The 26,539-nt window shown below is 74.0% G+C and carries 29 protein-coding genes; 10 read left to right on the top strand and 19 right to left on the bottom strand.

What is annotated here, in order from left to right:
- Positions 1 to 77: 77 nt before the first annotated feature.
- Positions 78 to 281: a cold-shock protein gene (locus ABZ261_RS26015; RefSeq protein WP_356863152.1), complete on the top strand. Its 204-nt coding sequence runs from the start codon at positions 78 to 80 to the stop codon at positions 279 to 281.
- 98 nt (positions 282 to 379) lie between these two features.
- Here ABZ261_RS26015 and ABZ261_RS26010 read toward each other — a convergent pair whose 3' ends face one another.
- Positions 380 to 841: a DUF4383 domain-containing protein gene (locus ABZ261_RS26010; RefSeq protein ID WP_356863150.1), complete on the bottom strand. Its 462-nt coding sequence runs from the start codon at positions 839 to 841 to the stop codon at positions 380 to 382.
- 241 nt (positions 842 to 1,082) lie between these two features.
- Here ABZ261_RS26010 and ABZ261_RS26005 point away from each other — a divergent pair, with 241 nt between their 5' ends.
- Positions 1,083 to 1,955: a Rieske (2Fe-2S) protein gene (locus tag ABZ261_RS26005; protein ID WP_356863196.1), complete on the top strand. Its 873-nt coding sequence runs from the start codon at positions 1,083 to 1,085 to the stop codon at positions 1,953 to 1,955.
- Between the two features lie 224 nt (positions 1,956 to 2,179).
- Here the strand turns inward: ABZ261_RS26005 and ABZ261_RS26000 are convergent, their stop codons facing one another.
- From ABZ261_RS26000 to ABZ261_RS25980, 5 genes are all read right to left on the bottom strand, one after another.
- Positions 2,180 to 3,172, bottom strand: a complete 993-nt coding sequence (locus ABZ261_RS26000; RefSeq protein WP_356863148.1) for an alpha/beta hydrolase — start codon at positions 3,170 to 3,172, stop codon at positions 2,180 to 2,182.
- Positions 3,169 to 3,399, bottom strand: coding sequence for an acyl carrier protein (locus ABZ261_RS25995; RefSeq protein ID WP_356863146.1), 231 nt, complete (start codon positions 3,397 to 3,399; stop codon positions 3,169 to 3,171). Before ABZ261_RS25995 ends, ABZ261_RS26000 begins: the two co-directional genes overlap by 4 nt.
- Positions 3,400 to 3,470: 71 nt before the next feature.
- Positions 3,471 to 4,523 (bottom strand): beta-ketoacyl-ACP synthase III, encoded by a 1,053-nt coding sequence (locus tag ABZ261_RS25990; RefSeq protein ID WP_356863144.1) that lies wholly within the window; start codon positions 4,521 to 4,523, stop codon positions 3,471 to 3,473.
- A 273-nt stretch (positions 4,524 to 4,796) separates the two neighbouring features.
- A complete protein-coding gene (locus ABZ261_RS25985) occupies positions 4,797 to 5,612 on the bottom strand; it encodes a nucleotidyltransferase domain-containing protein (RefSeq protein ID WP_356863142.1) in 816 nt (271 codons plus the stop codon).
- Between the two features lie 209 nt (positions 5,613 to 5,821).
- Entirely contained in the window at positions 5,822 to 5,992 is a 171-nt protein-coding gene (locus tag ABZ261_RS25980; RefSeq protein ID WP_356863140.1) for a hydrophobic protein, read from the bottom strand.
- 139 nt (positions 5,993 to 6,131) lie between these two features.
- Between ABZ261_RS25980 and ABZ261_RS25975 the strand changes: the two genes are divergently transcribed.
- The 3 genes from ABZ261_RS25975 (at position 6,132) to ABZ261_RS25965 (ending at position 8,742) form a co-directional block, all read left to right on the top strand.
- On the top strand, positions 6,132 to 6,305 hold the full coding sequence (locus tag ABZ261_RS25975; protein ID WP_356863138.1) for a CsbD family protein: 174 nt from the start codon (positions 6,132 to 6,134) through the stop codon (positions 6,303 to 6,305).
- A 178-nt stretch (positions 6,306 to 6,483) separates the two neighbouring features.
- Positions 6,484 to 6,726, top strand: coding sequence for a hypothetical protein (locus tag ABZ261_RS25970; protein ID WP_356863136.1), 243 nt, complete (start codon positions 6,484 to 6,486; stop codon positions 6,724 to 6,726).
- A 954-nt stretch (positions 6,727 to 7,680) separates the two neighbouring features.
- Positions 7,681 to 8,742, top strand: coding sequence for a hypothetical protein (locus tag ABZ261_RS25965; protein WP_356863134.1), 1,062 nt, complete (start codon positions 7,681 to 7,683; stop codon positions 8,740 to 8,742).
- On the opposite strand, the gene ABZ261_RS25960 is transcribed toward ABZ261_RS25965, so the two are convergent.
- The 3 genes from ABZ261_RS25960 to ABZ261_RS25950 form a co-directional block, all read right to left on the bottom strand.
- Entirely contained in the window at positions 8,699 to 10,171 is a 1,473-nt protein-coding gene (locus ABZ261_RS25960; protein ID WP_356863132.1) for a hypothetical protein, read from the bottom strand. The genes ABZ261_RS25965 and ABZ261_RS25960 overlap by 44 nt on opposite strands.
- A gap of 124 nt (positions 10,172 to 10,295) precedes the next feature.
- Positions 10,296 to 11,057 carry a ZIP family zinc transporter gene (locus ABZ261_RS25955; protein WP_356863130.1) on the bottom strand — a complete coding sequence of 254 codons (762 nt, stop codon included), beginning with the start codon at positions 11,055 to 11,057 and terminating at the stop codon, positions 10,296 to 10,298.
- A 77-nt stretch (positions 11,058 to 11,134) separates the two neighbouring features.
- Positions 11,135 to 11,695, bottom strand: coding sequence for a DUF308 domain-containing protein (locus ABZ261_RS25950; RefSeq protein ID WP_356863128.1), 561 nt, complete (start codon positions 11,693 to 11,695; stop codon positions 11,135 to 11,137).
- A 177-nt stretch (positions 11,696 to 11,872) separates the two neighbouring features.
- Here ABZ261_RS25950 and ABZ261_RS25945 point away from each other — a divergent pair, with 177 nt between their 5' ends.
- Positions 11,873 to 12,289 (top strand): CBS domain-containing protein, encoded by a 417-nt coding sequence (locus tag ABZ261_RS25945; protein WP_356863126.1) that lies wholly within the window; start codon positions 11,873 to 11,875, stop codon positions 12,287 to 12,289.
- Between the two features lie 117 nt (positions 12,290 to 12,406).
- Here ABZ261_RS25945 and ABZ261_RS25940 read toward each other — a convergent pair whose 3' ends face one another.
- On the bottom strand, positions 12,407 to 12,901 hold the full coding sequence (locus ABZ261_RS25940) for a DUF6174 domain-containing protein (RefSeq protein WP_356863124.1): 495 nt from the start codon (positions 12,899 to 12,901) through the stop codon (positions 12,407 to 12,409).
- 141 nt (positions 12,902 to 13,042) lie between these two features.
- On the opposite strand from ABZ261_RS25940, the gene ABZ261_RS25935 reads away from it, so the two are divergent.
- Complete coding sequence (locus ABZ261_RS25935; protein ID WP_356863122.1) at positions 13,043 to 13,828, top strand: maleylpyruvate isomerase family mycothiol-dependent enzyme; 786 nt, start codon at positions 13,043 to 13,045, stop codon at positions 13,826 to 13,828.
- A 269-nt stretch (positions 13,829 to 14,097) separates the two neighbouring features.
- Here ABZ261_RS25935 and ABZ261_RS25930 read toward each other — a convergent pair whose 3' ends face one another.
- The 3 genes from ABZ261_RS25930 to ABZ261_RS25920 form a co-directional block, all read right to left on the bottom strand.
- Entirely contained in the window at positions 14,098 to 14,937 is an 840-nt protein-coding gene (locus tag ABZ261_RS25930) for an RNA polymerase sigma factor SigF (protein WP_356863120.1), read from the bottom strand.
- 126 nt (positions 14,938 to 15,063) lie between these two features.
- Complete coding sequence (locus tag ABZ261_RS25925; protein WP_356863118.1) at positions 15,064 to 16,020, bottom strand: sensor histidine kinase; 957 nt, start codon at positions 16,018 to 16,020, stop codon at positions 15,064 to 15,066.
- Positions 16,017 to 16,892, bottom strand: a complete 876-nt coding sequence (locus ABZ261_RS25920; protein WP_356863116.1) for an MEDS domain-containing protein — start codon at positions 16,890 to 16,892, stop codon at positions 16,017 to 16,019. The genes ABZ261_RS25925 and ABZ261_RS25920 overlap by 4 nt, the downstream gene beginning before the upstream one ends.
- A 330-nt stretch (positions 16,893 to 17,222) precedes the next feature.
- On the opposite strand from ABZ261_RS25920, the gene ABZ261_RS25915 reads away from it, so the two are divergent.
- Complete coding sequence (locus ABZ261_RS25915; protein WP_356863114.1) at positions 17,223 to 17,897, top strand: DUF5701 family protein; 675 nt, start codon at positions 17,223 to 17,225, stop codon at positions 17,895 to 17,897.
- Positions 17,898 to 18,070: 173 nt separating this feature from the next.
- On the opposite strand, the gene ABZ261_RS25910 is transcribed toward ABZ261_RS25915, so the two are convergent.
- Positions 18,071 to 18,412 carry an antibiotic biosynthesis monooxygenase gene (locus ABZ261_RS25910; protein WP_356863112.1) on the bottom strand — a complete coding sequence of 114 codons (342 nt, stop codon included), beginning with the start codon at positions 18,410 to 18,412 and terminating at the stop codon, positions 18,071 to 18,073.
- Between the two features lie 118 nt (positions 18,413 to 18,530).
- Positions 18,531 to 18,944, bottom strand: a complete 414-nt coding sequence (locus ABZ261_RS25905; protein ID WP_356863110.1) for an SRPBCC family protein — start codon at positions 18,942 to 18,944, stop codon at positions 18,531 to 18,533.
- Between the two features lie 168 nt (positions 18,945 to 19,112).
- On the opposite strand from ABZ261_RS25905, the gene ABZ261_RS25900 reads away from it, so the two are divergent.
- Both ABZ261_RS25900 and ABZ261_RS25895 read left to right on the top strand, forming a co-directional pair.
- Complete coding sequence (locus tag ABZ261_RS25900) at positions 19,113 to 19,415, top strand: WhiB family transcriptional regulator (protein WP_356863108.1); 303 nt, start codon at positions 19,113 to 19,115, stop codon at positions 19,413 to 19,415.
- Positions 19,416 to 19,509: 94 nt separating this feature from the next.
- Positions 19,510 to 21,024, top strand: coding sequence for an MFS transporter (locus ABZ261_RS25895; protein ID WP_356863106.1), 1,515 nt, complete (start codon positions 19,510 to 19,512; stop codon positions 21,022 to 21,024).
- Positions 21,025 to 21,142: 118 nt separating this feature from the next.
- On the opposite strand, the gene htpG is transcribed toward ABZ261_RS25895, so the two are convergent.
- From htpG to ABZ261_RS25875, 4 genes are all read right to left on the bottom strand, one after another.
- Positions 21,143 to 23,062, bottom strand: coding sequence for a molecular chaperone HtpG (gene htpG, locus ABZ261_RS25890; protein WP_356863104.1), 1,920 nt, complete (start codon positions 23,060 to 23,062; stop codon positions 21,143 to 21,145).
- Positions 23,063 to 23,186: 124 nt separating this feature from the next.
- Positions 23,187 to 23,924: a phosphodiesterase gene (locus ABZ261_RS25885; RefSeq protein ID WP_356863102.1), complete on the bottom strand. Its 738-nt coding sequence runs from the start codon at positions 23,922 to 23,924 to the stop codon at positions 23,187 to 23,189.
- Entirely contained in the window at positions 23,921 to 25,096 is a 1,176-nt protein-coding gene (locus tag ABZ261_RS25880; RefSeq protein ID WP_356863100.1) for a zinc-dependent alcohol dehydrogenase, read from the bottom strand. Before ABZ261_RS25880 ends, ABZ261_RS25885 begins: the two co-directional genes overlap by 4 nt.
- Positions 25,093 to 25,566, bottom strand: coding sequence for a hypothetical protein (locus ABZ261_RS25875; RefSeq protein WP_356863098.1), 474 nt, complete (start codon positions 25,564 to 25,566; stop codon positions 25,093 to 25,095). Before ABZ261_RS25875 ends, ABZ261_RS25880 begins: the two co-directional genes overlap by 4 nt.
- Positions 25,567 to 26,539: the final 973 nt, after the last annotated feature.

Here is a 26,539-nt window from a genome sequence, read left to right as displayed (position 1 = left end):
GTGGCTCCCGCCGACGCGGGAGCCGGAACAACGCCCGGGCAGGGCTGTTCCCTGGCAGAGACGAAGGAAAGACCGGTATGGCCAGCGGCACCGTGAAGTGGTTCAACTCCGAGAAGGGCTTCGGGTTCATCTCCCAGGACGGCGGGGGCCCGGATGTTTTCGCGCACTACTCCGAGATTCAGGGCAGCGGCTACCGGGAGCTGACCGAGGGCGAACACGTCACCTTCGACATCGGTCAGGGCCAGAAGGGCCCACAGGCGCAGAACATCGTCCGGGGCTGACGAGCGGCCCGACGGGTGAGCGAGGCGGCCGCCGCACAGCGGTCGCCTCGTTCACGCCGTGGCGGCCCAGGACGCAGGGCGGGCGGGAGGCCCGCCCGTCAGGGGGCCATCCGTCCGGCCGGGGCGCGGTCGCGGGTGAGCAGGACCCCCAGGGCGATCATGCCGAGTCCGAGAAGCAGGTGCAGCCAGTTGTCGGCCGTGTTCACGGGAACGAAGTTGGCGGCACTGTTCCGGTCGATGAGGAGGCCGTAGAGCCACAGGACCAAGTAGATGGCACCGCCGGCCAGGAGGTACGTCCGGGCGCCGGAGGCGGTGCGGGCCAGGGCGAGGCCGGCGACGCCGAAGAGCAGATGGACCAGGTTGTGCAGGATCGACACCTGGAACAGGCCCAGGAGCTTGGCCTGTGAGTGGTGGGCGGCGAATTCCATGGTGCCGTAGTGCGTGGTGATGCCCGGGATGAAGCCCAGGATGCCGACCAGCAGGAAGATCAGGCCCACCACCGAGGCGGCCACCTGCACTGGTCTGCGGTACGAGCGGGTGGGGCGGGTCGTCGTGGTCACGAGCGACTCCTTTCGGCCGGGCGCGCCCTCGGCGCGACTGCCCGCCGGGTACCCCGTACGCCCCTGACATGACACAAGCGGACGATCCAGGCATCTTGCCGCTGCCGCCTCTGGCGCACGACTCGCCCGCACCCATATGCCGTGATCTCGCTCGGCCCGGATTACGAGGCGGTGAAGCGGCTACTCGCAGCGCATGAGCCTCAGCAGCGTCCTGCACCGTGTCCACCCGGTGATCAAGCGGATGTCCCCTGATGCGCGAGGGCCCGGCCGTGTGCTGCGGTCCGTGGACCGGCTGGAGCGTTTTTCCGGCGCCGACCGGTGGCTCGACGCCGTGCGGCGGGTCGTCCACGCGGCTCCGCTGGGCCGGGCCAGGGACGGACTGCACGGGCGGTGGCTGGGCCATCCGGTGCACCCCCTGATGGTCCAGGTGCCCATCGGGAGCTGGCTGTCCGCCGCGGTGCTCGACGCGCTGCCGGGCCAGCGGTACGCCGCGCGCACCCTCGTCGCCACCGGCCTGCTGGCGGCCGGCCCGGCAGCCGTTGCGGGGTGGGTGGACTGGGCGGACCTCAACCGTCAGCAGCAGCGCGTCGGAATGGTTCATGCCGCAACCAACATTGCCGGTGTCGCCCTGTACACCACATCCCTCACGGCGCGCCTGCGCGGACGTGAGTGGGCGGGCAAGGTGTTCGGCTGGGCCGGGCTGACCGTCGTCGGCGTCGGCGGCGCGCTCGGGGGGCACCTCGCCTATCGGCAGGCCGCCGGAGCGAACCACGCCGAGGCCGTACCGCAGCTCGTGGGGCCGGGGTGGCACCACGTCGCCGAGGTGAGCGATCTGCCTGCGGACAGGCCGGTGCGCCGGGACGTGGACGGTGTCGCCGTGGTCGTCGTCCGTCAGCGGGACGACGTGGTGCACGTGCTGGCGGAGCACTGCAGTCACCTGGGCGGCCCCCTGTCGGAGGGCGTCCTGGAGGACGGCTGCCTGCGCTGCCCCTGGCACGGCAGCCGTTTCCGGCTGACCGACGGGTGGAACGTCACCGGCCCGGCCGTCGCACCCCAGCCCGCCTTCGACACCCGCATCGTCGACGGCCGCGTCGAGGCCAGGCTGCGCGGCTGAGCGGCGCAGGCGGCCGTCTCGCGCCGGACGTCACCGGGACGGCGCGTTCGAGGTCTCGCGGTTGCCCCGGGGCGACCCGCTCGGCCGCGCCCACCGGGCGCGGCGTCCGGATCGCGCCGCCCGTCCCCCGCCCGTCCCCCGGCCGGCGCGGCCGCCTGCGCGGCTGTGCCGGCCGGGGGCCGCCGGGAGGCCCGCGGGCGGGCGCGGTCTCCTCCCGCCCCGGGTCAGGGCGCGGGGGACGGGTGCTCGGGCCGGGTGCAGTAGGGCAGGTCGTGCAGGGGGAGGTCGTGCAGGAAGCGCAGCACCAGGTCGGCGTACTCGGCGTCGCGCTCCAGGTGCGCCATGTGGTCCGCCTCCCGGAGGAACACCAGGGTCGAGCCCTCGATGGCGGCGGCGACCTCCCGGTTCTCCTCCTGTGTGGTCGCGTTGTCGTGTTCGCCGGTGAACACCAGCGCGGGCACGCCGCGGATGCCGCCGGACGGCAGCAGGTCTCCCCCGAGCAGCATGCGGTGGCACGCGGCGTTCCGCAGGGCCTGCCGGCGGGTGATGCGCAGGCACTGGCGTGACAGCAGCCGGCGCACCGCCTGCGACTGCCGGACGCTGTCCTGGCGGCCGGTGTTGACCAGCGCGGCGACCAGCCGGGCGGCGTACTCCTCGGCTCCGGGCCAGGATCCGGCGGGCGCGTCGGTGTCGTCGGTGGCCACCGCCTCCAGGTGGCGCACCATGTCCATCATCAGGGCGGCCATCGGGGCGGCGACCCGGCGTGTGGTGCCGGCGAGGAGCAGACGGGCGACGCGCTCGGGGTGCCGCTGGGCGATCCGGTAGGCGATCGGGGCCCCGTAGGAGGCTCCGAGCAGGTTGACCCGGCGGAGCCGGAGGTGGTCCAGGACGTGGACGGCGGTCTCGGCCAGGGTGTCGAAGCCCTGCTCGGCGGGCAGGTCGTCCGCGGTGCCCGTGCCGGGCAGGTCGACCAGGATGAGCGGGGTGCGGTCGGCGATCCGGCGTTCCAGGCGCGGCCAGGAGTTGACGTCCTGAAGTGCCCCGCCGAGCAGCATCAGGGGTTCGGTCGTCGCCGTGAGGGAGGCGGGAAGCGTGCCGTCGGGCCTGCCGCCGACGATGCGGCAGGCGTAGTTGAGGCCGCTGTGGTGCAAGGGCACGCACACTCCGGAGGCGGACGGCGGGACGAGCGGGGCGAGAGCGGCCGTGGCGGTGCTCATCCCAGGCTCCTTCGCGCCACGAGCTCGGCCAGACCGGCCACGCTGGTCGCCGTGGCCAGTTCGTCCTCGCTGATCTGTGTCCCGAGCCGGTCCTCGACCTGCATCGAGAGGATCACGAGGGCCATGGAGTCGATCCCGGCGTCCGCGAGGGACGCCTCGGGGGTGATGGGGGCCGCGGGCAGTCCTCCGTTCGTCGTGAGGATGCTCTTGAGCTGTTCGAACGTCATGGGCGGCTGCCGTAGGGGGGTGAGAAGGGTGCGTGGGCGGGGTGACGCGGCGTCGCGCGCCGGGGGGACCGTCACAGGCGGGGCGAGAGGCCGGCCGGCCAGACGAGGGTGGTGGCGGCCCAGGCGAGTCCGCTGCCGAAGGCGACCAGCAGGACCTTGTGCCCCGGCTTGAGGTCGCCCCGGTCGGCCGCGTGGCACAGCAGCAGGGGCAGCGAGGCGGCGGCGGTGTTGCCCACCTGGTGGATGTTCGACGGCACGTGCTCGTGCGGGACGCCGAGGGCGTCCGCGACCGCCGCGTTGACCCGGTGATTGGCCTGGTGGGCGAGGAGCCGGTCCACGTCGCGGAGCTCCCAGCCGGCGGCCGCGGCCGCGTCGCGGGCCGCCGCGGTCATCCGGCGCACCGCGTGCCGGAACACCTCGTTGCCCCGCATGCGCACGAACGCGTCTCCCGGCGGGGCGGCCGGGGCGTGCGGGTCGCGATGCCGTTCGCGCGCGCCGCCCGCCGGGACGACGATGGCGTCGGCCAGCGACCCGTCGCTGCCCCACACCACCGGGTTGAGAGCGCCGTCGAGGTGGTGCGGTCCGGCCTCGTAGACGGCCGCGCCGGCGCCGTCGCCGAAGATGGGCGCGGTGGCGCGGTCGGCGGGGTCGATGAGGGCGGACATGGTCTCGGCTCCCACGACCAGGACGCGCCGGGCCGTGCCCGAGGCGATCAGTCCGGCGGCCACGGCACTGGCGTAGACGAAGCCCGAACACCCCGCGGCGACGTCGAAGGCGGCCACGGGTCCGAGCCCCAGCCGGTGGGCGACCCAGGGCGCGGTGGCGGGGCAGCGGTGGTCCGGGCTGCTGGTGGCCACCAGCACGGCGTCCACACCCGCCACGCCGGCGGAGGCCAGGGCGCGGGCGCCGGCCTCCACGGCCATGTCGCCGGTGGACACCTCGGGGTCCGCGATCCGGCGCTCGGCGATGCCGATGCGTTCGCGGATCCACTCGTCGGAGGTGTCCAACCGCCCGCACAGTTCGCTGTTGGTCACGCGGCGGGCCGGCAGGCAGGCGCCGAGGCCGACCAGGACCGCGGCGGCGTCTGCGCGCCGGTCTGCCGACGGGGAAAGGACCTGATGCATGGGGCTCCCTTGCTGGACGACGACCCGCCCCATCCAAACAGCCGCCGCGCAGCTCATCGCGGTACGGCATACCGGCTCTTGGCCGTTTCATCCGATCGGCAGCGGACGTCCGCACAACCGCGCGGGACGGCCGCGTGCGGCCGAACACGCGCCTGTGGCCCGCATCCTGTGACCGGGCACGGTCAAGTGCGTCCGCGGCAAAGCGTTTTGGTTCCCGCCCACCGGTCGCCGGGCGGCCGGGCCCCGTCGCGAGGCCGGACCGCGGGGTCGTGATCACCGTGCGAGCCGCGCGCACACCTCGGCGGTGAGCCTGTCGGCGGCGTCGGGGGCCGCCGTGAGCGTGGCCGGGGCGGCGCCGAGCGCGGAGAACAGCGCGTGCGCCCGTCGGGCGAAGTCGGCCGGGGCGGCGGCGAGCTCTCCCGCTGCCCGCACCGCTCCCTTCTCGTTGAGCACCCAGCACCCGGCGTGGGCGTGGAGGGCCTGGACGAGCAGTCCGACCGCGCGGAAGAGACAGCCGGCGACGTGGAAGGCGTCACCGCGGGCCGCCCCCTTGCGGGCGGCGGCCAGGATGAACGGCGCCTCCCAGAGGGCGTTGTGGACGAGGGCCGCGCGCAACGGCTCCGGGTGGACGCGGGTCTGCTCCCGCAGCCGGTGCAGCTCGCCGCCGGGATCGGCGAGGATCCGTCCGAGCGCCACTTCACCGGCGTAGGCGTGGGAGTACACCCCGAGGGGGTGGCCGGGCTGGGCGCCGATCTCGAAGTGCCCTGCCCGGCACTGCCGCCGGACGCGGTGCACCCGGTCCAGGTCGCGGTAGATCCAGTCGACACGGTGGCCGTCGACGGTCAGCCAGCCGCCGCCGTCCGCCCAAGGGCCCCAGCCGCCCGGCTCGGTGACGTCCACCGGGCCGCCGGTCAGCTCGGCTGCCGGCCGGCGCAGGGCGGCCGTGTCCAGCGGGGGACGGTAGTACAAGCCGAGGTCGTAGTCGGAGTCGGGGTCGTGCGTCCCCTTCGCCCGGCTGCCTCCCAGGCTCACGGCGACGACCCCGTCGGCCTGGGCCAGGCGGGGCGCGATCTCCAGCAACCGATCCATGGGCACCAGTGCGCGGGACGGTGAGGTCGCGCGGGTTCCCTCGCGCGTGCCCCGGCCCCGACGGCAAGACGCCTATCAGCCCTCCCGTTCGCGCGCCTTGGTGCGGTCGGGGCCGGTACGTTCCGGACCGGTCGGGCGCGTACGAACGCGCAGGGCCCGGCCGTCATGACGGCCGGGCCCTGCGCAAGGGGAGTGTGCTCGCGGTCAGATCACCATCGGTACCAGCGGCTGCGGCCACCGCCGGCGTTGGTGGAACGCATGACGAAGCCGAGCAGCCACAGGACGAGGACGGCGACGGCGACCCACCACAGGATCTTCAGCGCGAAGCCGGCGCCGAAGAGGATCAGAGCGAGAAGCAGAACAAGAAGCAGGGGAACCATGGTTATCAACCTCCTGACGCTCCGTCTGCCCTGCCGTTGCGTCGCCATTCACCGAAGGCGTGTTGTTTATGGACGGTGTCCCCGGGCACCAGCGGATCATCGCAACAGCGACTCAAGAAGCCACGAGGAGGCGTGTTCCATGACTGCCGGCGAGAAGGCCAAGGCGAAGACCGAGCAGGCCGAGGGCAAGGCCAAGGAGGCCCTGGGAAGCGCCCTCGGCAACGACCGGATGGCCGCCGAGGGCCAGGCGCAGAAGAGCACGGGTGACGCCCGCGAGGCCAAGGAAAAGGCGAAGGACGCGTTCAAGCACTGACCTGTCGCATTGTGCGCGGTATATCGAAAAGGGCCTTTCCGGACGCGGTCCGGGAAGGCCCTTTCGGTATGCGCCCGCCGGTCGGAGGAATTGCTTCGCGGACGCCGGCTGTTTCTACCCGAACGGACGGCAGGTCACGGCGCGGGCGCGTCCCGAAGCCCGCTTAGGATCCGTGCCCGTGGCAGAGATCCCGGACGAGCTGATCAAGCTGGAACGATCCGCCGAAGAAGAACGCGCCAAGCTCGCCGGACTCACCGGTGACGAGTACGACGCTCAGTGGCGACGCTGGCGCGCCGCCTCGGAGGCGGTGCAGGCGGCCGTCACCGCGCACGCCGAAGCCACCGAGGCCAACCGGTACGAGGTGGAGCAGGCGGTGAAGAAGGCGGTCCGGCACTCCCAGGAGGACCCGGCCGTCGAATAGCCGGCGCGGGGGGCGGGTGGCGGGGCGGGGGCAAGCGGCAGCCTGGACCGGGCTCCAGGCGGGTGACATCGGGCAGCGCCCCCAGCCGGACGCCCATGGCCGTGGTGAGCACCGGGCGGGACGGTGCGGGGCGACCGTACCGGCAGCGATCAGGCCGCCCGGCACCGCGATCCGGCGGTGGAGCGCCCTCTCCCCCGCCTGCGCGGCGAGTTGGGGCGGGGCGGGCGCCGTCCCCGCGATCCGCCGCGCCCTCTCCCGCAACGGGCATCAGCCGGGCGGCCTGCCGCCCCCCACCGGTCTCGGCGTCCACCTCGGACCGCGCGCCCTGCGGCGCCACGGTTCCCCGGGGCAACCGTCGCCTGCGGTCCGGCTGTCGGCCGGGGCGCGCGTTGCGTAATGGGCCGGGCGGGTGAACAGTGGAGGAAGGGACGCCTGTCCGCACGGACGGGGCGGTGTGTGACGCAGAGCCCCTCTGGATCGATGATGGCCAGACATACTCGGCACCACGTCTTCCGCATGACCGGGGCGTCCGCCCTGGCCGCCGCGCTCGCCCTGCCGATCGGCTCAGCGGCCGCCGCGCCGGTGCCGCAGGCGCACAGCCAGGCGAGCCGGGCCCGGACGGACGTGCCGGAGCAGACGACGCCTCCTCCCCCGGGGCCGTCCTCACCCGGGCCGTCCTCGCTCGGACCTTCGCCGGCGGAGCCTTCCCCGCCGGTGACGCCTTCCCCGACGGAGCCTTCCGCCACCGCGTCCACGCCGTCGGCTCCTTCCCCGCCGACGCCGAGCACCACGGCCCCTACGACAGCACCGGCCCCCTCCACGAGCGGGACCGTCAATCCGACCGAGACACCGGGCCCGAGTGACACGTCGCCCACCGAGACGTCGACCGGTCCGCGTGACACCGGTTCACCGGCGTCCGAGGCCGCGCGGGAGCAGACGCAGGAGGTCGAAGACGTGACCGCCGATGTGAACAAGGTGCGCGCCGACGTCCCGGAGGACGTCGAGCCCAGCGTGCGGCAGTTGACCACCGCCTTGGAGTCCGTGCGGGATCCGCGGGTCCCGCCGCAGGAGCGGGACGGTGTCGTGCGGAGCGCACGGGACGTCCTCTCGGCCCTGGCGGTGATCGGAGACTCCAGGACGCCTCGCGCGTTGCGGGAACGGCTGGCGGGCGCCGTGGAACAGGTGACCTCCACGCTGGCGGCGGCCGACCGGCCGGGGGTGCGACCCGCGAGGCGGCGTGACATCACCTTCATCGCGGAGAGGTCCGCGTCCGTCCTGCCCACGATCGGGGACCGCAGGACGTCCCCGGAACTGAGGGCGGGGCTGACCGCGATCGTGCGCCACGCCACGTCCGTCGCGACCCGCGCACCGGCCGACGCCCCCGGTGAGGCAACGCTCAGCCGTGCCGTGAGGTCGGTGGGGGCCTCGCTGGTGATCCTCAAGGACCCCAGGACGCCGGAGAGAAGACGCAAGGGGCTTGCGAGGACCACGCAGGAGGTCAGTTCCTCGCTCGACGAGTTCGGGGACCCGAGGGTGTCGGACGAGGACCGGGCCGCGGCGAAGAAGAGGCTGGAGGAGCAGTCCGACCGGCTGCGCAAGGAGCAGGAGGACGCCGCCTCGGCGCAGGGGCTGCCGAACGTACGGCTCGGCGAGGCGGCCGAGGTGTGCGCCGACTCCCTCTTCGACGCCGTCCCGGACGACACCCTCGCCAGGGACCTGAAGAGCGTGCTTCCGGAGAAGTGGAACTCCGAGGGCGTCAAGGACCTCTGGAAGGTCGAGGAGGCGGGCGACGACGCCCTCGACGCCTTCGCCCAGTTGCGCAACGACCGGCTCGCCGACGCCCGGCTGGCAACCGACCGGCTCGTTCCCGCTCTCGCGCGGTCCGTGCCGGCGAGCGAGCTCTTCGGCACCCTGGGCACCCCGGCCCTCCACTGCCTGCGGGCGGCCTGGCTGCTCGACCGGGACGCGGGGGTCAGCGCGGGGACGTGGGTCGCGATGGCCGAGGAGAAGGCATAGAGCCCAGCAACTCCGCGGCCGACACCTCCGAATAGGCGTGGACTTCCCCGATGCCGAACCTGTTCACGTCCCGCGTCTCCTCCGCCGGGTCCACCCCTCTGCCTCGAAGGTGGTAGGAGGAGACGGAGTACACGGGGCTCAGCTCAGGTGACCAGACCGCTGTCACGTAGCGCGGACTGCGGGTCACATTGACCAGGTTGTTGTTGTGGCGGACCCTGGCGTGATACACGAACTGGTCCGCGCACCTGAGCAGGACGCAGGAGTACCGGCCGTTTCCCCGGCCCCACGACACGTGGGCCTTGCCGAAGGTCCGGACGTCGATCCTGCCCCGGTCCTTCCGCATGTACGTCATCTGCAGATCGACGCGCAGCAGGTCGTACGCGGCGTTCGCGGGGAGCTGGAACACGTGCTGCCGGGTGTCTTCCTGGCCGCTGTCGAGCACGGTGCCGGGGTCGTAGAAGCGCCCGCTGCTGAGGAGGGAGTACTGGAGCCGGTCGACGTGGCGTTCCGCATCCTCCTCCGCGTTCTCGTCGATGCTCCTCTTCCACTGCTCCTCCACCGAGTTCCCCGTCTCGGAGTACGCGGCGGTTCTGCCGTAGACGGAGAAGTCGTTGACGATGACGTAGACGGCAACGTCGCCCGTGTTCCTCACGGAGAGCTGCAGCGGTACCTGGACGAAGGGGCGTTCGCGGTCCGCCCGGGCCGTGCCGAAGGCCGCCTTGAGGGTGAAGCGCATGGGGGCCACCGCGGGCTGGTACACGGTCGAGTACGCCAGGCTGACAGCCGTCACGAGGGCCGAGGTGAACAGACCCGCCGCGTATTTCCTGGGCTGCGGGACTCCCTTCCAGGATCTCGCGCGGACCAGCAGACGAAGTGCCCACAGGGACCAGCACCACAGCGGCAGGAATGCCAGCATGTAGGGCGTGTACTCCCTCTCCTCCAGCCACATCAGCACAAGCAGGCTGTCCGTGGCCAGTGAGAGGAGCACTCCGAGGAGCACGAGCGCGCCGGAGGTCCTGGAGTGCCGTCTCCCCCAGTAGTCGAGTGCCGCGATCGCCGCGGCGCCCTGCACCACCCCGGACAGGACGAGCAGCGCCCCGGTCACGCGCTGGGCGAAGGTCAGAGCGGCGGAGGCGTCCGGCCACCCGATCACCGCGTCGAGAAGCCCGGAGGCGAGCAGCCCCACCACCATGAGGACGAGCACGGCACGCCTTCTCCAGGCGCGGTCGGGCCATGTCCCGCTGTCCCCTCCGCGCCAGCAGACGGATGCCGGGTCCTCCAGGTCGACGTCCGGGTGTCCGTGGCGGTCGAGCAGTCTGCGCAGCTCCCCCGGTGACCAGGCACTGCCGATGTGCTCACCGCCCACGGTGACCCGGCGAAGGCCACGACTGTCCGGCGCCTCGACGACGACCCACGGACGGATGCTCATGGAGCCAGGTTCGAGCCCGTGCCGCGGCCGCGCCTGCGGGGCTGCTCCGGTTGGCCTGCGCCCGGGATCCGCCTCCCGGTCCCGGCCGCGAGGGAGCCGCCCGGCTCGTCCGGTGCTTCCCGGCTCACAGGTGGGAGAGGGCGAAGGAGGTGAGGAAGCCGCCCACGGTGATCAGTCCGATGGCCAGGTGGGCGTCCTCGAACGCCTCGGGGATCATCGTATCGGCGATCATCGCGAGGATGGCTCCGGCGGCCACCGCCGTGACGGCGGCGATCACCGCCGGGGAGAAGGCTCCGACGACGGTGTAGCCGAGGACCGCCGACACCGTGCTCGCGGCGGCGATGGCCCCCCACACGCCGAAGACGTACCCCTTGCCGCGGCCGGCCTTCTTCATCCCCGCGGAACTGGACAGCCCCTCGGGGACGTTGCTGATGAACACCGCCGCCACGGTCACCAGGCTGACCGCTCCGCCGTCCAGCAGGCTCACGCCGATGACCGCGGACTCCGGGACGCCGTCGAGCAGGGCACCCAGTGCGAGCGCCGCTCCGGACCCGGACAGCTGGGCCTCCGACGGCTGCGCCTGCGACCGGTGGTGGCCGGACCGCTTGCGATGCCGGGCGCCCCGCCGGGCCAGCCACACATTGCCGCCGGTGTAGGCCAGCGCACCGGTCAGCGCGCCGACGGCCGCGGGGACGAGCCCTCCCTGCTCGTACGCCTCCCCGATCAGCTCGAAGGAGACCGCCGACAGCAGCACCCCGGCGCCGAAGGCCATCACGGTCGCGATCACCTTCTGCGGAACCCGGAGCCCGTACCCCAGCGCCGCGCCGAGCAGCAGCGCCGAGCCCGCAACGAGTCCCCACAGTCCTGCCTGCACCACTTCACCCATGAAGGCCGCCTACCCGGCGCCGGTGCGCCTCACCACCGGCCGCCGGGACCTCCGCCGTGCCGGGGAGGGTCCGCGGGTCAGGCATGCCGGGCGTGACGGGCCGGGCGTGCCACGGCGCCGGCGCCGTGCAGCCGCCGGGCGGCTGCCAGCGCCAGCCCACCGGAGACGAGCGCGTAGACGCCGACGATCTGCGCGAGGGTGAGCGCACCCGCCTCCGGGCGGGTCCAGACGAGTGCACCCGCGACGACCGAGGCGCCGCCGGCCAGGAACAGCGCCCACTCGTGGTGCAGCTCCCGGCGGAAGCGCACCGCCGCCCAGATCTCCACGACGCCGGTGATCACAGCCCATGCGCCGATCAGGGCGACCAGCGCCAGCGCGGTCACACCGGGCCAGGCGATGGTGATCACCCCGGCGGCGACGCCCACCGCGCCTGCGACCGCGTGCGCCGCCCGGTGCCCCGTGTCCCCTTCCCGGCGGAAGGCGCTCGCCAGCAGCGTCGCACCGTCGACGAGGGCGTACGCGCCGAACAGCAGGGCCAGCGCCAGCACCGTCACCGCCGGCCACACCACCGCCATCGCCCCGAACGACAGCGCCGCGGCGCCCCGCAGGACCAGCATCCACATCAACTGCCTCCGCACACCCTCATCCCTCCGCTCGACCGGCCGATCCGTCACGCGTACCCCGTGCGCCGCTCCGTATCGACCGGGACGACGCGGGAAGCCGGAGTTCGGGGGAACGGGAAGCACAGGGCGTTTAGGTGCCTCACCTGTGGTTATCCGACACCACCGGAACGTCACGACATTTCAGGAGGACGCATGACCACGGCACGGGACCTCATGACCAAGGGCGCGGAGTGCGTCGGCGCGGAAGAAAACGTCCTGGACGCGGCGCGCAAGATGACCGAACTCGGTGTCGGCGCGCTGCCCATCTGCGGCACCGACGACCGTCTCAAGGGCGTGCTCACCGACCGGGACATCGTCGTCAAGGTGCTCGGCGCCGGCAAGGACCCGGCCGACGTCAAGGCCGGGGACCTGGCGCAGGGTGAGGCGGTGACGATCGGCGCGGACGACGACGCCGAGGAGATCCTGCGCACCATGGCCTCCCACAAGGTGCGCCGCCTGCCCGTCATCGACGGCCACCGCCTCGTCGGCATCGTCGCCCTGGCGGACGTGGCCCGGGCCCTGCCCGACCGCGCGGTCGGCGACCTGCTCGAGATCATCTCCAGCGACTGAGCCGCAGGGCGCGGCGGACGGCCCGGTGGTCCGGTCGAGGTGGACGCCTCGGCCGGACCACTCGTTTCGGGCGGCGTCCGGCCGGCGTGCGACGGCCCTCGGCCGGCGCAGCGACCGTCAGCCGGCCGAGTGCGGTGCGTAGTCGCCGACGAGGTAGAGGGCCTCGTCGTCGACGGCATTGGCGTCCCAGTCCAGTGAGATCCGCACGGGGCGCCCGTCTGCCGCGTACGTCGCGTCCGCGGTCTCCGCGCCGTGCTCGCGGGCCTGTTCCAGCTCCCTCAACAGCTCGCCGATGGTGGGCAGGCGGGCGGGGAGTCGCCGCGCCTGCCGCCGGCTGTCCTCGTCGAGGCCGACCGCCTTCGTCACACGGCCGTCGCGCACCTCGACCCGGAAGGTCCCCGCCAGGGTCTCCGAGGTCGACGTCAGCGTGTAGGCGTAGGCGGCGGGCTCCTTCCAAGCGGTGGTGCCCCGCACCGTGCCGTGGGGCACCCGTCCGCGGGCGCCTTCGGCGGGTGTGGCTCGCTCGGCGCCGCAGGCGGCGGTCAGGCACAGCAGGGTTGCGCCCAGCGCGGCGGCGGGCAGGAGGCGGGCACGGGAGCGTGCGGCAGTCATGGTGACCCCTTTCGAGTCGGTCACCGAGGTGACGCCGGTGGGGCCGCATACGTTCGGTGCGCATCCGCCGAAGTCCGGGCAGCGTCGCCCGCTCGCGGAAATCGCTGTCCGGGCGCCGGGGCACGGTGATAGACAGCGGGCGTGACCAAGACTCTGGAGTTCCCCGATCTGCTGCAGCTGATCGGGGAACGTTCGACCGCCTTCCGCTCGGCGGTCGCCGCCGCGCCCAGCCTCGACGTGCAGGTGCCGACCTGCCCGGAGTGGACGCTGTTCGATCTGGTGCGGCACCTGGGCGAGGGGCGCCGCTTCTGGGCCGCCGCCGTCGCCGCGGGGCCCGGCGCCGCTCCCCCGGCCCGGCCGGCTCCGGGGGGCTCTGCGCAGCCGCCCCGGGAGCGCGGGGCCCTGCTGGCCTGGTCGGCCGCAGCGACGCAGGAGCTGCTGGACGCGCTGCGGGAGGCCGGCCCGGATCGCGGCTGCTGGACGTGGTGGGGTTCGTCGCAGTCGCCGCAGACCTGCGGCGCCGTCGCCCGGCACCAGCTCCAGGAGGTCGCGGTGCACACCTACGACGCCCAGCTCGCCGTGGGCGACCCGCAGCCGCTGCCGGACGAGGTGGCACTCGACGGCGTCGACGAGTTCCTGTCCACCTGCTGTGCGACGACGAGTGCCTGGCCGCACGGGCCCGCCGCCGTCGACTACCACGCCACCGAGGGCCCCTCCTGGCGCCTCCGGCTCTCCGCCGACGGCGCACGGACCGCCCGCCTCTCCTCCCCCGACGGCACTGATACGGACGCGTCCGACGCGTCGGCCCGGGGCGCGGCCCGTGAGCTGGTCCTGGCCCTGTACGGCCGCATTCCGGTGGGCTCCCTGGAACTCGACGGCGACCGGCGCCTCTTCGACCTTCTGCTGGCCTGGGAGCCCGAGGAGTAGGCCCTGGCGGGCACGGCTGGATGTGCTGGGTGTCCCCGTGCAGCGGTCCGTGCGGCATGACCCGGCCGCGCCGCCCGCCGATGCGCCGGGCCGGCCCCGGCGTCCACCGCCTGATCGCCGGGCAACCGGCGACGACCGCCCGGCGGCCTGCGCCGGTCTCTCCCCGGCCCTGCGAGGGCACCGTGACCTGTGCCGAGCAGGGGCAGCGCGCGCCACGGGCGCGGGGCCCGAGGCGACACCCCGTGCGGGTCGCCCGTGAGCGGTCCGGTTCAGTCGGTGGTGAGCATGCCCTCGCGGAGGCGGGCCAGCAGACGCGTGATCAGGCGGGAGACGTGCATCTGGGAGACGCCCAGGCGCTCGCCGATCTGGGCCTGGGTGAGTTCCTCGACGAAACGCCAGTGGATGATCTTGCGGTCGCGTTCGTCGAGTTCGGCGATCATGGGCGCCAGGGCGTGGAAGTCCTCGACCAGGCCGAGGGCGGCGTCCTCGTCGCCGATGAAGTCCGCCAGCGCGGCCTCGCCGTCCTCGCTGCCGCTGATCGCCGCGTCCAGGGACGCCGACTTGTAGCCGTTGGAGGCCAGGCGCGCCTCGACGACCTCCTCCTCGGGCAGGCACATCAGCTCGGCCAGTTCCTTGGTGGTCGGTGTCCGGCCCAGTCGGCTGCGCAGTTCCTCGGTGGCGCGGGCCAGCTGCACACGGGCCTCCTGCAGCCGCCGCGGCACGTGCACGGCCCAGGAGGTGTCGCGGAAGAAGCGCTTGATCTCGCCCACGATGTAGGGCACGGCGAACGAGGTGAACTCCACCTCGCGGGAGAGCTCGAACCGGTCGATGGCCTTGATCAGACCGATCATGCCGACCTGGACGATGTCCTCCATCTCCTCCGCCCCGCGGCTGCGGAACCGGCCGGCCGCGTAGCGGACCAGGGACATGTTCATCTCGATCAGCGTGTTCCGGGCGTACTGGTACTCGGGCGTGCCCTCCTCCAGCACGGCCAGCTGGTCGAAGAACAGCTTCGACAGCTCGCGGGCGTCCTTGGGAGCGACCTGGGTCGGGTCCGCGATCGCTGGAACGTCCACCGTCTGCTCAGTAGTCTGCACGGTCGTCGTCACGGTGCGCCCCTCCCGGTCGAGTCGGTTCTTTCCTCGTCGGTCCACTGACCGACGTTCGCGCGCCTACCCCCGTCGTCGACATGCATGCATGTCGATCCGCCGGGCGTTGGGCACCGCCGTGGACGGTCAGTCCAGTGACATGGTCAGGCGCAGCACCAGACCGGACGGCAGCACCCGGGTCTCCACCAGGTCGCAGAGCTGGTGCATCATCCACAGGCCCCGGCCGCCGGCCGGGGAGAGCGGGTCGGGGCGGCGGCGCCCGGCGAGGGGATCGGTGAGCCGTCCGCGGTCGCGTGTCTCGGCGACCAGGGCGTCGGCCGTGCGCCACAGGCGCAGGGTGCCGTGGCCTCCGCCGTGGCGCACCGAGTTGCCGGTCGCCTCGTTCAGGGCCAGCAGCCAGTCGGTGCGCCGCCGCGGCGGCAGTCCGGCCGCTTCGGCCCAGTCCCGGGCCGCGTCGCGTATCCTCCCGAGGTCCCGTTCCGCGAAGTGCAGGACGACCGCGTCCGCCGCTTCGGGCAGGGGGGTGTCGCAGTCGCGGCAGACGGCGTGCGGGTCGGCGTACCGGGGACTGTGCCGGTAGTCGCCGGGCCCGCCGACGACGGGATGCGTCCGGTGCGCCTGTGCCAGCACCTCTTCGGGCAGCGCGGTGTCGTAGGGGCACAGGATGGTGGCCTGCCGTCCGGCGAACGCCAGATTGATCAGCGCCTCGTGCCGGGTGGCCTCGCGTGCCTCCGCGGGCGTGCGCCCCACCCAGATCGGCTCGCCCACGATGGACGGGCGCCGGTCCGCGTGCCGGTCGGCGAAGTCCTGGAGCATCGACAGTATGCGGCCGGGGTTGCGTCCGGCCTGCCGCATGTCGACCCAGGCGACCTCCTCGTGTGCGTCGCCGACGACGTCCCGGAGCAGGCTGAGGCGTTCGCCGGGCACGGCGACGAGCAGCGGGCGCCCGCGGGCGGCGTCCGCGCGGACGAAGTCCCCGACGCCTTTTCCGTAGTCCTCTTCCGTGGTGTAGAAGAGGGCGGGGTGGTGGAAGGCGGCCTCGTCCCGCGCGGGCTCGGCCGGCGGCCGTGAGTACGTGGTCATCGGCCGGTCACCTCCAGGCCGTCGCCCAGCTCGGGGAAGAGCTCCAGCATGCGGTGGAGTGCGGGGGGAGCCCCGAGGAGCCGTACGGGCCGGCCGGGGGGCCGGCGGGCCGCCGCGTGGGCGAGGCCGGTCAGCGACGCGACGTCCAGGTGGTCCAGCGCCGACAGGTCCAGGGTGACCTGCTGCGCCGGGGAAGCGGCGAGGGCGGCCGCCGCCGACGCGATGACGCGGCGGCTCTCGTAGCCGGCCGATCCGGAGAGCCGGAAGCCGGCCGGGCCGGCCAGGGGGGCGGCCGTCAGCGGCGGTCCGCCGCCGGGGCCGGCGGCGTGGCCCGTGCACGTCCGGTGGGCCGCCGCCAGCACCTCCAGGTGGTCGCGGGGCAGCAGGCGCCGGTCGTAGAAGCACCATGCCGTCAGGGGCAGCCGGGCGAAGACCTCGTGGTGGATGCGCAGCTCGTACTCCAGGAGCCGGTCGGCGCCCGCGATGTCCCGCGCGCCCCAGGACATCTCGCCGACCGCCCGCAGTCCTCGGTGCCCCTGCGCGGCGGCCGCTTCCACGGCCTCCTCCCACAGACCGATCATCGCGTCCGGGTCGAACCGGGCTCCGGCCAGGTACGTCTCGGCGGCGGTGGTCACCACGAGCCGCCCGCGCCGCACGGCCAGGGCGGCGTCGACGCCCCGGTCGGTGAGCGTGCGCGTGACGAGGCCGGGGTCGGTGGCGTCGGCGAAGTACTGCACCTGTTCGCCGCGGTCGAACCCGGCCCGGACGAAGGCGACGAGGTGGTCGGCCCATTCGGCGTCGGTGGAGAACACCACTGCGGCGTGCCGCTCGGACGCGGCGTCGCCGTTCGCGCCTGCAGACGTGCCGGGCATCACACCACCCTGCCTCTCCCGGTGCGAACGGATCCGGTGGACGGTCCGAACCGTCAGCCTACTGCAGGCCCCGCCGGGACCGGCCCGGTCGGTTCGGCGAGGCGGACGGCCGGGCCGGGGCGCCGGGGCGCGGCCGGGACCGGCCGGAGCGTTCGCTGCGCGGTCGTCCGCTCCGGCCGCCCGTGCGGGAGGCGGCGGCGGACCTGTCGGGAGCCGGGGCCCGCCGAGGGCCGCGGGCGGCGGGGTTCCGCGGAAGGGCGCGGGCGGCGGGAACGTGCGGGCGGTGCGGCTCGTTGTCCCGCCGTCCGTGCCGCCGTCCCTGGGAGCATCGTGCCCGACACCACGTCCGCCGCCACCGTCCGTCCCGCCCTCCCGGCCCTGAGCACGCAGGCCGAACGGCTGATCGAGCTGGGGGTGCACGAGATCGCCGGGCTGACGCCCGCCGGCGTCCGCACCTTCGCCGCGGCCGCCGGGGTCCGTGCGGGCGGCGACGCCCTCCTCGCCGTGCACCCGGACCGGGCCCCCGCCTCCGCCCTCGCGCCGCTGCTGCGCCGCGCCGGCAAGCCGGGTTTCGTCGTCGTCGACATGACCGACGTCGACCGGTTCGGTCCCCACGGCGTCGAACTGCCCGATGCGCCGCTGTACCTCGTCACCGGCCTGGACCGCGGTGACCACCTGTCCGGCTGGAGCCCGGAGGAGGCACTGCCCGCCCTCACCGGGGAGGGCCGCACACCGCTGCTGCTCACCGAGGGACTCCACTGGGTGCTCCAGCAGCCGGAGGTCCTGGAGCGCAACCACTGCTTCATGACCATCGGCTCACGGCTGCGGAAGGAGAACGGCGGCCTGGACGCCCGCACGCCCGCCATCTGGATCAGCAACGGCACCGGGCGGGACGGACGCGAGCGCCGCGACGCCCCGAAGATCGGCTGGTGCTGGTGGGGCAACCGGCACACCTGGCTGGGCTTCGCCTCCGCGGCGGACCGCCGGGCCACCGGGGGCCGGTGAGGGGCGGCGGCCGGCGTGGGCGGGGCGGCAGCCGCGGAGCCGGTGCGCGGGGCGGCGCCGCCCCGCGCCGCCTCGCCGACCGTGCGCGGCACGCGAGCCGGGACGGTGAGCTGAGGCTCGGCGGTCGCCGCCGGGGCGGTCCGCACCGGGGTGCGGTCGGCGGCTCGAGAGGCTCAGGACCGGTCCGGGGGCGCGGTCTGCGGACCGGGGCCGGGCAGCCGGCCGGGTTCGGCGAGGAGGTCGTCCACCACCTGGCACCGGAGGGAGGGGAAGGACTCGGCGATCGCCTCCCGCATCATGGCCTCCCCTTCCGGGTCGACCTCGGGGCAGGCCTCGCGGGCGCCGGCGTCCGGCCACCGTGCGTACGCCACCCAGGTTCCGTCGTCGGCCCGGTGCAGCCGGGAGCCGTAGCTGCCGCAGTGCCGGTGCATGGCCCGGGTCACGCGGTGCCAGCCGGCGGCGAACTGCTCCTCCGCGCCCTCGTGCAGCCTCCACCGGTAGATCACCGCGAACATGGCACACCCTCCCCGCGCCGGACCGCCCGCGCGTCCGCGGGGGCGCCCCACACCCTTCACGCATTCCGGAACCCAGACGGTACATGCCGCACCGGCTGGGGGCGTTGCCGCCGCCCCGTCAGCGTTCGGCGGTCTCCACCGCCTGCTTGATGCCGCTCAGGGCTTCCCGGAGGCCGTGGTCGACCTCTCCGCCCTCGGTGTGCTCGGTGTGCAGCTGCACGGAGAGGCGGCTGGTCCCGGCGTCCCCGCCGGCGTCCACGTGCAGCCGCCCCCGGTAGTCGTGCGGCCCCGCCGCGCCCCAGTCGAGATTCTTGCCGCCCTCGTCGACGTGGAGCCACGCCTCGCTGGTCACGTCCTGCTCCGGGGCGTCGGGCGGGTCGATGTGAGCGGTGACGGTGACCTTGTCCCCGTCGTGCGGGCGCGCGGACGTCAGCCGCGGCATGTAGGAGGGCAGGTGCTGCACGTCGGACAGGTAGGCGAACAACCGGTCCGGCGGAACCTGCACGGTGATGCTGTCGCTGTAGTCACCCATAGCCAACGGAGTCCCCGAAGCGGCCCGGAACCAAACGAGTCAGGGCATTCCGGGAGAAATCGATGCAACGACCATAGAATGGCAGGCAACCTCTGCCGGGTCCGCGGTACGGCTGTGTGCCGCGGCGTCCGACGCATCCCGTGCGTCCTGGGCCGGCAGAGGTGAGCGATGACCGCAGTCCACCACCGCGCGTCCGCGTACGACTGGCGCGACGAGGCCGCGTGCGCCGGGGAGGATCCCGAGCTCTTCTTCCCCCTGTCCGACTCGGTCGCCCCCGATTCGCAGGCGTCCTCCGCCCGGGCGATATGCCGGCGGTGCCCCGTGCTCCTGCCCTGCCGCTCCTGGGCGATCGAGCACGGCGAGGACGACGGGATCTGGGGAGCCACGACGGCCGCCCAACGACGGGCCATACGGCGCGCGACCCGCCGTGACGACCCGGAACGCGGGGCGCGGACGGCCGACGGCCGGTGACGCCGGCCCGTTACCGGGCACAGGGAAGGGGGGACGTGCTTCGTTCGCCCCCGGCCCGGCTGCGGCCAGGGCGGCTGAGGTGGGAGGAACACCTGTGGCGGAGGCGACATCGGCGGCGGGCGGCCGGGGCCAGGACGGCTGGCAGGCCGGGTACGAGCCGGATCCGCGTCGGTGGCGGGCCCTGTGGGTCACCCTCGTGGCCGGCTTCATGAGCCTGCTGGACGTGACGATCGTGGCGGTCGCCCTGCCCACGGTCCAGCGGGACCTGCACGCCTCACCCGCTCAGGTGCAGTGGGTGGTGTCCGGATACGCCCTGACGTTCGCCCTCGCCCTCGTCACCGCCGGGCGGCTCGGCGACGCGCTGGACCGGCGCCGGATCTTCCTGCTGGCCCTCACCGGGTTCGTGCTCTTCAGCGCGGCCTGCGGGGCGGCTCCCGGTATCACCTCGCTGGTGGCTGCCCGGCTCGCCCAGGGCCTCGCGGCCGGGTTCATGGCACCGCAGAACTCGGCGCTCATCCAGCAGATGTTCCGCGGCGCCGAACGGGGCCGCGCCTTCGGTCTCTTCGGCGCGACCGTCGGCGTCTCCTCCGCCGTCGGCCCCCTGACCGGCGGCGTCATCCTGGCTCTCGCCTCCGGCGCCCAGGGCTGGCGGTGGATCTTCTACGTCAACGTGCCCATCGGCGTCCTCGCCGTCCTGCTCGGCCGCCGCCTGCTGCCCCGTACCCGGCCCTCGGGGCGGGGACGCGTGGACGTGCCCGGCGTCCTGCTCCTCGGTCTCGGCGTGCTCGCGTTCATGTACCCGCTGGTCCAGGCGGAGTCCGGGGGGATCGGGGACCTGTGGCGGCTGTTCCCCGCCGGGGCCGCGGCGCTCGCCCTCTTCGCCGTGTGGCAGCGGCGTCTGGTCGTCCGGGGCGGGCAGCCGCTGCTCGATCCTCGTCTGTTCACGACCGTGCGCGGCTACGCCGTCGGCGCCGGGGTCGGCACCCTGTACTTCATCGGCTTCAGCGGCGTCTGGCTGGTCTTCGCCCTCTTCTACCAGCACGGTCTCGGGTTCTCACCGCTCCGCTCCGGCCTCGCCGTCACCCCCTTCGCCCTCGGCTCGGCGTGCGCCGCCGTGGTCGCGGGCCGGCTGGTGGAGCGGTTCGGCCGGCTGCTGACGGTGTGCGGGCTCACCGGTGTGATCGTCGGCCTGGGCGTGGCCGCGGTGCTGCTCCGCTTCGCACCCCTCGGCATCGCGCCCTGGGCCGCGGCGCCCGCCCTGTTCCTCGGCGGTGTGGGCGGTGGCTTCGTGGTCTCCCCCAACATCACCATGACCCTGCGGGAGGTGCCGGTACGCATGGCGGGCGCGGCGGGCGGCGCCCTGCAGACCGGGCAGCGGCTCGGCGCCGCGGTGGGCACCGCGGCCCTGCCCGGCCTGTTCTACCTGGTGCTCGGCAGGACCGGGGACTACCGCGGCGCCCTGGTCGCGGCCCTGGGCGCCGCCCTCGCCGGCATGCTGGCGTCCCTCGCCCTCGCGGCGTCCGACCTGCGGCGCGACCGACGGCGCCGTCCGGGCCGGACGTGCCCGGACGAGATCGCCCACAACCCGGTGCACTCCCGGCAGGCATGACCGCCCTCGGTCCGCCTCCCCGCCCCGGACCCCGCCGGGGGCCGGGCCGCCCGGCGCCGGGCGGGAGGGCGGACGGCGCGCGCGTCGCGGACGGGGGCGGGGCGGGGCGGCGGGCCGGTTACAGGGCGCGTTCCAGACGGTCCGCCATGAGCTTGACGAACCGGGCCGGGTCCTTGGGCTGGCCGCCCTCGGCGAGCACCGCCAGACCGTGCAGGAGCTCGACGGTGCCGGCGAGTTCCGTGCGGTCCTCACGCTCCTTGTACGCCTGGTTGAGGCCCTTCACCAGCTGGTGGTCCGGGTTCAGCTCCAGGATGCGCTTGGCGCTGGGCACCTCCTGCCCCATCGCGCGGTACATGTTCTCCAGGGCGGGCGTCAGGTCGTGCGCGTCGGAGACGACGCAGGCCGGGGAGACGGTGAGGCGGGAGGACAGGCGCACCTCCTTGATGTCCTCGTCCAGCCGCTCCTTCATCCAGCCGAGCAGCCCGGCGTACTCCTCGTTCCGCTTCTCGCGTTCGTCGTCGGAGGCGGCGTCGTCCTCGGCGTCCAGGTCGATCTGCCCCTTGGCGACGGACCTCAGCTTCTTGCCCTGGTACTCGCCGACGGCGTCCACCCACACCTCGTCGACCGGGTCGGTGAGCAGCAGCACCTCGATGCCCCGGTCGCGGAACGCCTCCATGTGCGGGGAGTTCTCGATGCTCTGCCGGGACTCGCCGGTCAGGTAGTAGATGTCCTGCTGGCCGTCCTTCATCCGCTCCACGTAGTCCTTGAGCGTGGTCGGCTCGGTGTCGTGGTGCGTGCTGGCGAACGAGGCGACGGCGAGGACGGCGTCGCGGTTGTCCGGGTCGGTGACCAGTCCCTCCTTCAGGACCGTGCCGAACTCCCGCCAGAAGGTGGCGTAGCGGTCCCGGTCCTTGGCCATCATCTCCTTGACCGTGGAGAGGACCTTCTTGGTCAGCCGCTTGCGCATCATCTCGATGTGGCGGTCCTGCTGGAGGATCTCGCGGGAGACGTTCAGCGAGAGGTCCGCCGCGTCGACGACGCCCTTGACGAAGCGGAGGTACGGCGGGAGCAGCGCCTCGCAGTCGTCCATGATGAACACGCGCTTGACGTACAGCTGCACGCCGCGCCTGAAGTCGCGCGTGAACAGGTCGTGCGGGGCGTGCGCGGGGAGGAACAGCAGGGCCTGGTACTCGAAGGTGCCCTCCGCCTGGAGCCGGATCGTCTCCAGCGGGTCGCGCCAGTCGTGGGCGAGGTGCTTGTACAGCTCGTGGTACTCGTCGTCGGACACCTCGTCGCGCGGCCGGGCCCACAGCGCCTTCATGGAGTTGAGCGTCTCGGGCTCGGGCGCGGTGCCGTCCTCGCCGTCCCCGCCCTCGGCGGCGGGGCCCTCGGGCAGCATCCGGATGGGCCAGGTGATGAAGTCCGAGTACCGCTTGACGATCTCCCTGATCTTCCACGGGGAGGTGTAGTCGTGGAGCTGGTTCTCCGGGTCGGCCGGCTTGAGGTGGAGGGTGACCGAGGTGCCCTGCGGCGCGTCGTCGACCCTCTCCAGGGTGTAGGTGCCCTCGCCGCGCGACGCCCAGCGGGTGCCCTGGCTCTCGCCCGCCCGCCGGGTCACCAGGGTGACCTCGTCCGCCACCATGAAGCCGGAGTAGAAGCCGACGCCGAACTGGCCGATGAGCCCCTCCGTGGCGGCCGCGTCCTTGGTCTCCCGCAGCTCCTTCAGGAACTGGGCGGTGCCGGAGTTGGCGATCGTGCCGATGAGCCGGCCCACCTCGTCGTACGACATCCCGATGCCGTTGTCGCGCACGGTGAGGGTACGGGCGTCCTTGTCGACGTCGATCTCGATGTGCAGATCGGACACGTCGGCGTCGAGCGAGTCGTCCTTGAGTTTCTCCAGGCGCAGCTTGTCCAGCGCGTCGGACGCGTTGGAGACGAGCTCCCGCAGGAAGACGTCCTTGTTCGAGTAGACCGAGTGAATCATCAGCTGCAGCAGCTGACGGGCCTCTACCTGAAACTCAAACGTTTCAGTCGGCATGTCGCGAATACCTCACAGGTGCTGTCGCCGGAACTGATGCCAGCCACTGTAAAACACCACGTCACGGCGGGTGGCCGGAACGGGCCGAGCGGCGGCCGGGCCGCCCGGCGCGGCGGCGCCCGGCTCACCGGAGCGGCCGGCCGCTCCGTCCGCGGCGGGAGCCGCTGTAGGCGGCCTCGCGCAGACCGCTCAGGCGTGCGGTGGGGCGCAGTCCGGGGACGCTGTGGGCGTAGGGGTCGTACGACACCGTGCCGCTCTCCGGGGCCGGCGGCCCCGGGGTGAGGACGAGCGTGGCGAAGGTGCGCCAGGGCTCGTCGGCGGCCGCCGCCCGCAGGTCGAAGCGCAGCGGTGCGCGGGCGAGCGCCTGCCGCAGGGCGGGCAGGGAGGCGCCGACCGGGCCGTGGCCGCCGGGCACGGGGAAGGCCGCCAGGACGCGGGCACGGTCGCCCGCCCGGTAGGAGACGAGCGTCGAGTAGGGGCCGGCCAGGGCGTGCGGCCGCAGCAGCGGCAGGTGCCGGCCCAGGCGGCCGGCGCGGCTGGAGGTGAACAGCAGGTCGAGGGCCGAACCGGGGCCGTCGGCGTCGTGGACCCGCACGGCGAGGCCCAGGCCGTCCGGCAGGGGTGCGGGCAGGCCGAGCGCGCGCGACCAGCGCACGGTCGCCTCGTAGGAGCCCGGCCGGTCCAGCCACGGCGCGCGCCACCAGCCGCCGTCGGTGCCGGGCACCTCCAGCGTCCCGGCGCACATCACGCCCCGGGGGTGCAGGGCGGGCGCCGCCCTGAGGCGGGCGACGCGGCCGGCGAGCGCGTGGGCGGCTTGCGGCAGCACGCCCACGGGCGGCCGCCCGGTGTCCGGCCGGGTCACGGCGCCGGGCGGATGACGGCCCGCACGCAGCCGTCGGTCTTGTGCTTGAACATGTCGTACGCCTTCGGCGCCTGGTCGAGCGGGACGGTGTGGGTGGCCAGGTGCGCGGTCGACAGCTCACCCGCCGCCACGCGCTCCAGGAGCATGGGGATGTACCGCTGGCCGTGCATCTGGGCGCCGCGCACGGTGAGCCCCTTGTTGATCACGGCGCCGAGCGGGAACTTGTCGACGGCGCCCGCGAAGACGCCGAGGACGAAGACGGTGCCGCCCTTGCGGCAGGCGTGGATGGCCTGGCGTACGGCGGTGGGGCGGTCGGTCTGCAGCCGCAGCTGCTGCTTGGCCTGGTCGTACAGGTGCATCGGGCCGTCGCTGTGCGCCTCCATGCCGACCGCTTCGATGCAGACGTCCGGGCCGCGGCCGCCGGTGCGTTCGCGCAGCTCGGCGGCGACATCGGTGGTCGTGTAGTCGATGGTCTCCGACCCGATGCGGCGCTCGGTCATGGCCAGCCGCTCGGGGATGCGGTCGATGGACAGAACCCGTTCCGCGCCGAGCAGGATCGCCGCCCGGGCCGCCATCTGTCCGACGGCGCCGCACCCCCACACGGCGACCACGTCGCCCGGTTTCACCCCGCCGAGGTCGGCGCCCATCCATCCGGTGGGCGCGGAGTCCGACACGAACAGCGCGCTGGTGTCGTCGACGCCGTCGGGCACGGGGAAGGCGCCGTAGTCGGCGAAGGGCACCCGGACGTACTCGGCGTGGCTGCCGCGCAGGCCGCCCATGGCGTGCGAGTAACCGAAGATGCCCGCCGTCTCGTAGCCGAACAGGGCCTGGGCGATCCCCGGGTTGGTGTTGGTGTTGTCGCACAGCGACCACAGGTCGTTGGCGCAGTACCAGCAGCGTCCGCAGCCGACGAACGAGCAGACCACGACCCGGTCGCCCGCCTTGTGCCGCCGCACGCCGGGGCCGGTCTCCACCACCTCGCCGAGGAACTCGTGCCCGATGACGTCGCCGGCCCGCATGGCGGGGATGTAGCCGCCGATGAGGTGCAGGTCCGAGCCGCACGTCGTGCCCGCGATCAGCCGCACGATCATGTCCTGGTCGTTGTGCAACGTGGGGTCGGGGACGTTCTCGACGGACAGCTTGTTCACGCCTTCCCAGCACAGCGCCTTCACAGCACTCCTTCCCCACCGGAGCGGCGGACGAGCAGTCCGACCAGCTTTCCGCCCGGCGTCGGACGGGTCGTCGACGGTGTGTCGGGGTGCAGCACCTCGCCCGCCTCCAGGAGGGCCTTGGTCTGGCGCAGCGCCAGCCGCAGATCCTGGCGCGGGTCCTGTCCGGCCAGGCGCGCGGGGAGGGAGGTCCGCGCTCCGGACGGCGGTTCCTTCGGCCGCACGGCCAGCTCGGTCCCGCGGCCGCCGGGTGCGGGGGACGTCCGCACGTCGATCTCCTGAGCGAAGCGCCGCAGCGGCGGCGGCAGCTCGGCCCCGGACGCCACCTCCTCGACCGGGCGGTTGACCGTCACGGTGAGCCACCGGTTCCGGGACCGGTCGGCGCCCGGCGCCGGCCGGGCCTTGCGCGCCGCGAGGAGCCCGGCGCCGACGCCTGCGCCGGCGACCGGGAGGATCCACAGAGCCCGTTTCATCGGAGCGCCTCCGCTTCGCCGTGTGGCTGTCCGTACCCGCGGCGGGTTACCCGGGGTGGCGGCCCGAAACGGCCGGGCGGCGGAAACCACCGGGCGGACGGTACGCCGGAACGCAGACCGCCGGCATCGGCGCGGCTCCCCCACCGGCGCAGGGCCGGGGGGGCGCAAGAGCCGGGCGGCGCGGACCGGCCTGTGTGGGCCGCCGGGGCGCACACCACCGGCGCGGACCGGACCGCCGGGGCAGGGGCCGCCGGGGCGGACCGGGCGACCGTCCGGCCCGAGCCGCCGCGCGGGCCGGACGGCTTGGGCGCAAGCCTCACGGCACCGTCCGCACCGCCGAGGCACGGACCGACCCGGGCCGGACCGCCAGGCGGCGCAACCCCACCGGCAGCGCGAGGCCGGGGCCGGGCGGGCACGGGCCGAAGGGCCGGGCCGCGCGGACCGGCCGGCGCAGGCGCAACTCGAGCGGCGCAGACCCACCGCCCTGGGAACGCCGAGCGCCCCGACCCACCAACACGGACCGGACCAGCGAGCCGCACACCACCGGGCGGACGAAAGGAACCGCCGAGCAGCGCAGAACCACCGGCACGGGCCTCCGGGGCGCACACGACCGGCGCGGACCGAAGGCCGGGCGGTGCAGGGCCGCCGGGGTGGGCGCAAGGGCCGAGCGGCACGGACTTGACGGGGTGGGGCGCGCAGACCAGCCGGCGCAGGCGCAAGAGCCGGGCGACGCGGACCGGCCTGCGTGGGCCGCCGGGGCGCACACCACCGGCGCGGACCGGACCGCCGGGGGCAGGGGCCGCCGGGGCGGACCGGGCGACCGAGCGGCCCGACCCACCGCGCGGGCCGGACGGCTTTGGCGTAACCCCACGGCACCATCCGCACCGCCGAGGCACGGACCGACCCGGGCCGGACCGCCAGGCGGCGCAACCCCACCGGCAGCGCGAGGCCGGGGCCGGGCGGGCACGGGCCG

Source organism: Streptomyces sp. NPDC006193, assembly GCF_040613915.1.
Taxonomy (GTDB): domain Bacteria; phylum Actinomycetota; class Actinomycetes; order Streptomycetales; family Streptomycetaceae; genus Streptomyces.
The sequence above is the reverse complement of the archived record's forward strand: the minus strand, read 5'-3'. Positions and strand labels throughout refer to the sequence as shown.

Excerpts from the sequence above, each read along its gene's own strand:
- ABZ261_RS26015 (WP_356863152.1), top strand. The coding sequence starts at position 78 with ATGGCCAGCGGCACCGTGAAGTGGTTCAACTCCGAGAAGGGCTTCGGG.
- ABZ261_RS26005 (WP_356863196.1), top strand. The coding sequence starts at position 1,083 with ATGTCCCCTGATGCGCGAGGGCCCGGCCGTGTGCTGCGGTCCGTGGAC.
- ABZ261_RS26000 (WP_356863148.1), bottom strand. The coding sequence starts at position 3,172 with ATGAGCACCGCCACGGCCGCTCTCGCCCCGCTCGTCCCGCCGTCCGCC.
- ABZ261_RS25995 (WP_356863146.1), bottom strand. The coding sequence starts at position 3,399 with ATGACGTTCGAACAGCTCAAGAGCATCCTCACGACGAACGGAGGACTG.
- ABZ261_RS25990 (WP_356863144.1), bottom strand. The coding sequence starts at position 4,523 with ATGCATCAGGTCCTTTCCCCGTCGGCAGACCGGCGCGCAGACGCCGCC.
- ABZ261_RS25985 (WP_356863142.1), bottom strand. The coding sequence starts at position 5,612 with ATGGATCGGTTGCTGGAGATCGCGCCCCGCCTGGCCCAGGCCGACGGG.
- ABZ261_RS25980 (WP_356863140.1), bottom strand. The coding sequence starts at position 5,992 with ATGGTTCCCCTGCTTCTTGTTCTGCTTCTCGCTCTGATCCTCTTCGGC.
- ABZ261_RS25975 (WP_356863138.1), top strand. The coding sequence starts at position 6,132 with ATGACTGCCGGCGAGAAGGCCAAGGCGAAGACCGAGCAGGCCGAGGGC.
- ABZ261_RS25960 (WP_356863132.1), bottom strand. The coding sequence starts at position 10,171 with ATGAGCATCCGTCCGTGGGTCGTCGTCGAGGCGCCGGACAGTCGTGGC.
- ABZ261_RS25955 (WP_356863130.1), bottom strand. The coding sequence starts at position 11,057 with ATGGGTGAAGTGGTGCAGGCAGGACTGTGGGGACTCGTTGCGGGCTCG.
- ABZ261_RS25945 (WP_356863126.1), top strand. The coding sequence starts at position 11,873 with ATGACCACGGCACGGGACCTCATGACCAAGGGCGCGGAGTGCGTCGGC.
- ABZ261_RS25940 (WP_356863124.1), bottom strand. The coding sequence starts at position 12,901 with ATGACTGCCGCACGCTCCCGTGCCCGCCTCCTGCCCGCCGCCGCGCTG.
- ABZ261_RS25925 (WP_356863118.1), bottom strand. The coding sequence starts at position 16,020 with ATGACCACGTACTCACGGCCGCCGGCCGAGCCCGCGCGGGACGAGGCC.
- ABZ261_RS25920 (WP_356863116.1), bottom strand. The coding sequence starts at position 16,892 with ATGCCCGGCACGTCTGCAGGCGCGAACGGCGACGCCGCGTCCGAGCGG.
- ABZ261_RS25910 (WP_356863112.1), bottom strand. The coding sequence starts at position 18,412 with ATGTTCGCGGTGATCTACCGGTGGAGGCTGCACGAGGGCGCGGAGGAG.
- ABZ261_RS25905 (WP_356863110.1), bottom strand. The coding sequence starts at position 18,944 with ATGGGTGACTACAGCGACAGCATCACCGTGCAGGTTCCGCCGGACCGG.
- ABZ261_RS25900 (WP_356863108.1), top strand. The coding sequence starts at position 19,113 with ATGACCGCAGTCCACCACCGCGCGTCCGCGTACGACTGGCGCGACGAG.
- htpG (WP_356863104.1), bottom strand. The coding sequence starts at position 23,062 with ATGCCGACTGAAACGTTTGAGTTTCAGGTAGAGGCCCGTCAGCTGCTG.
- ABZ261_RS25875 (WP_356863098.1), bottom strand. The coding sequence starts at position 25,566 with ATGAAACGGGCTCTGTGGATCCTCCCGGTCGCCGGCGCAGGCGTCGGC.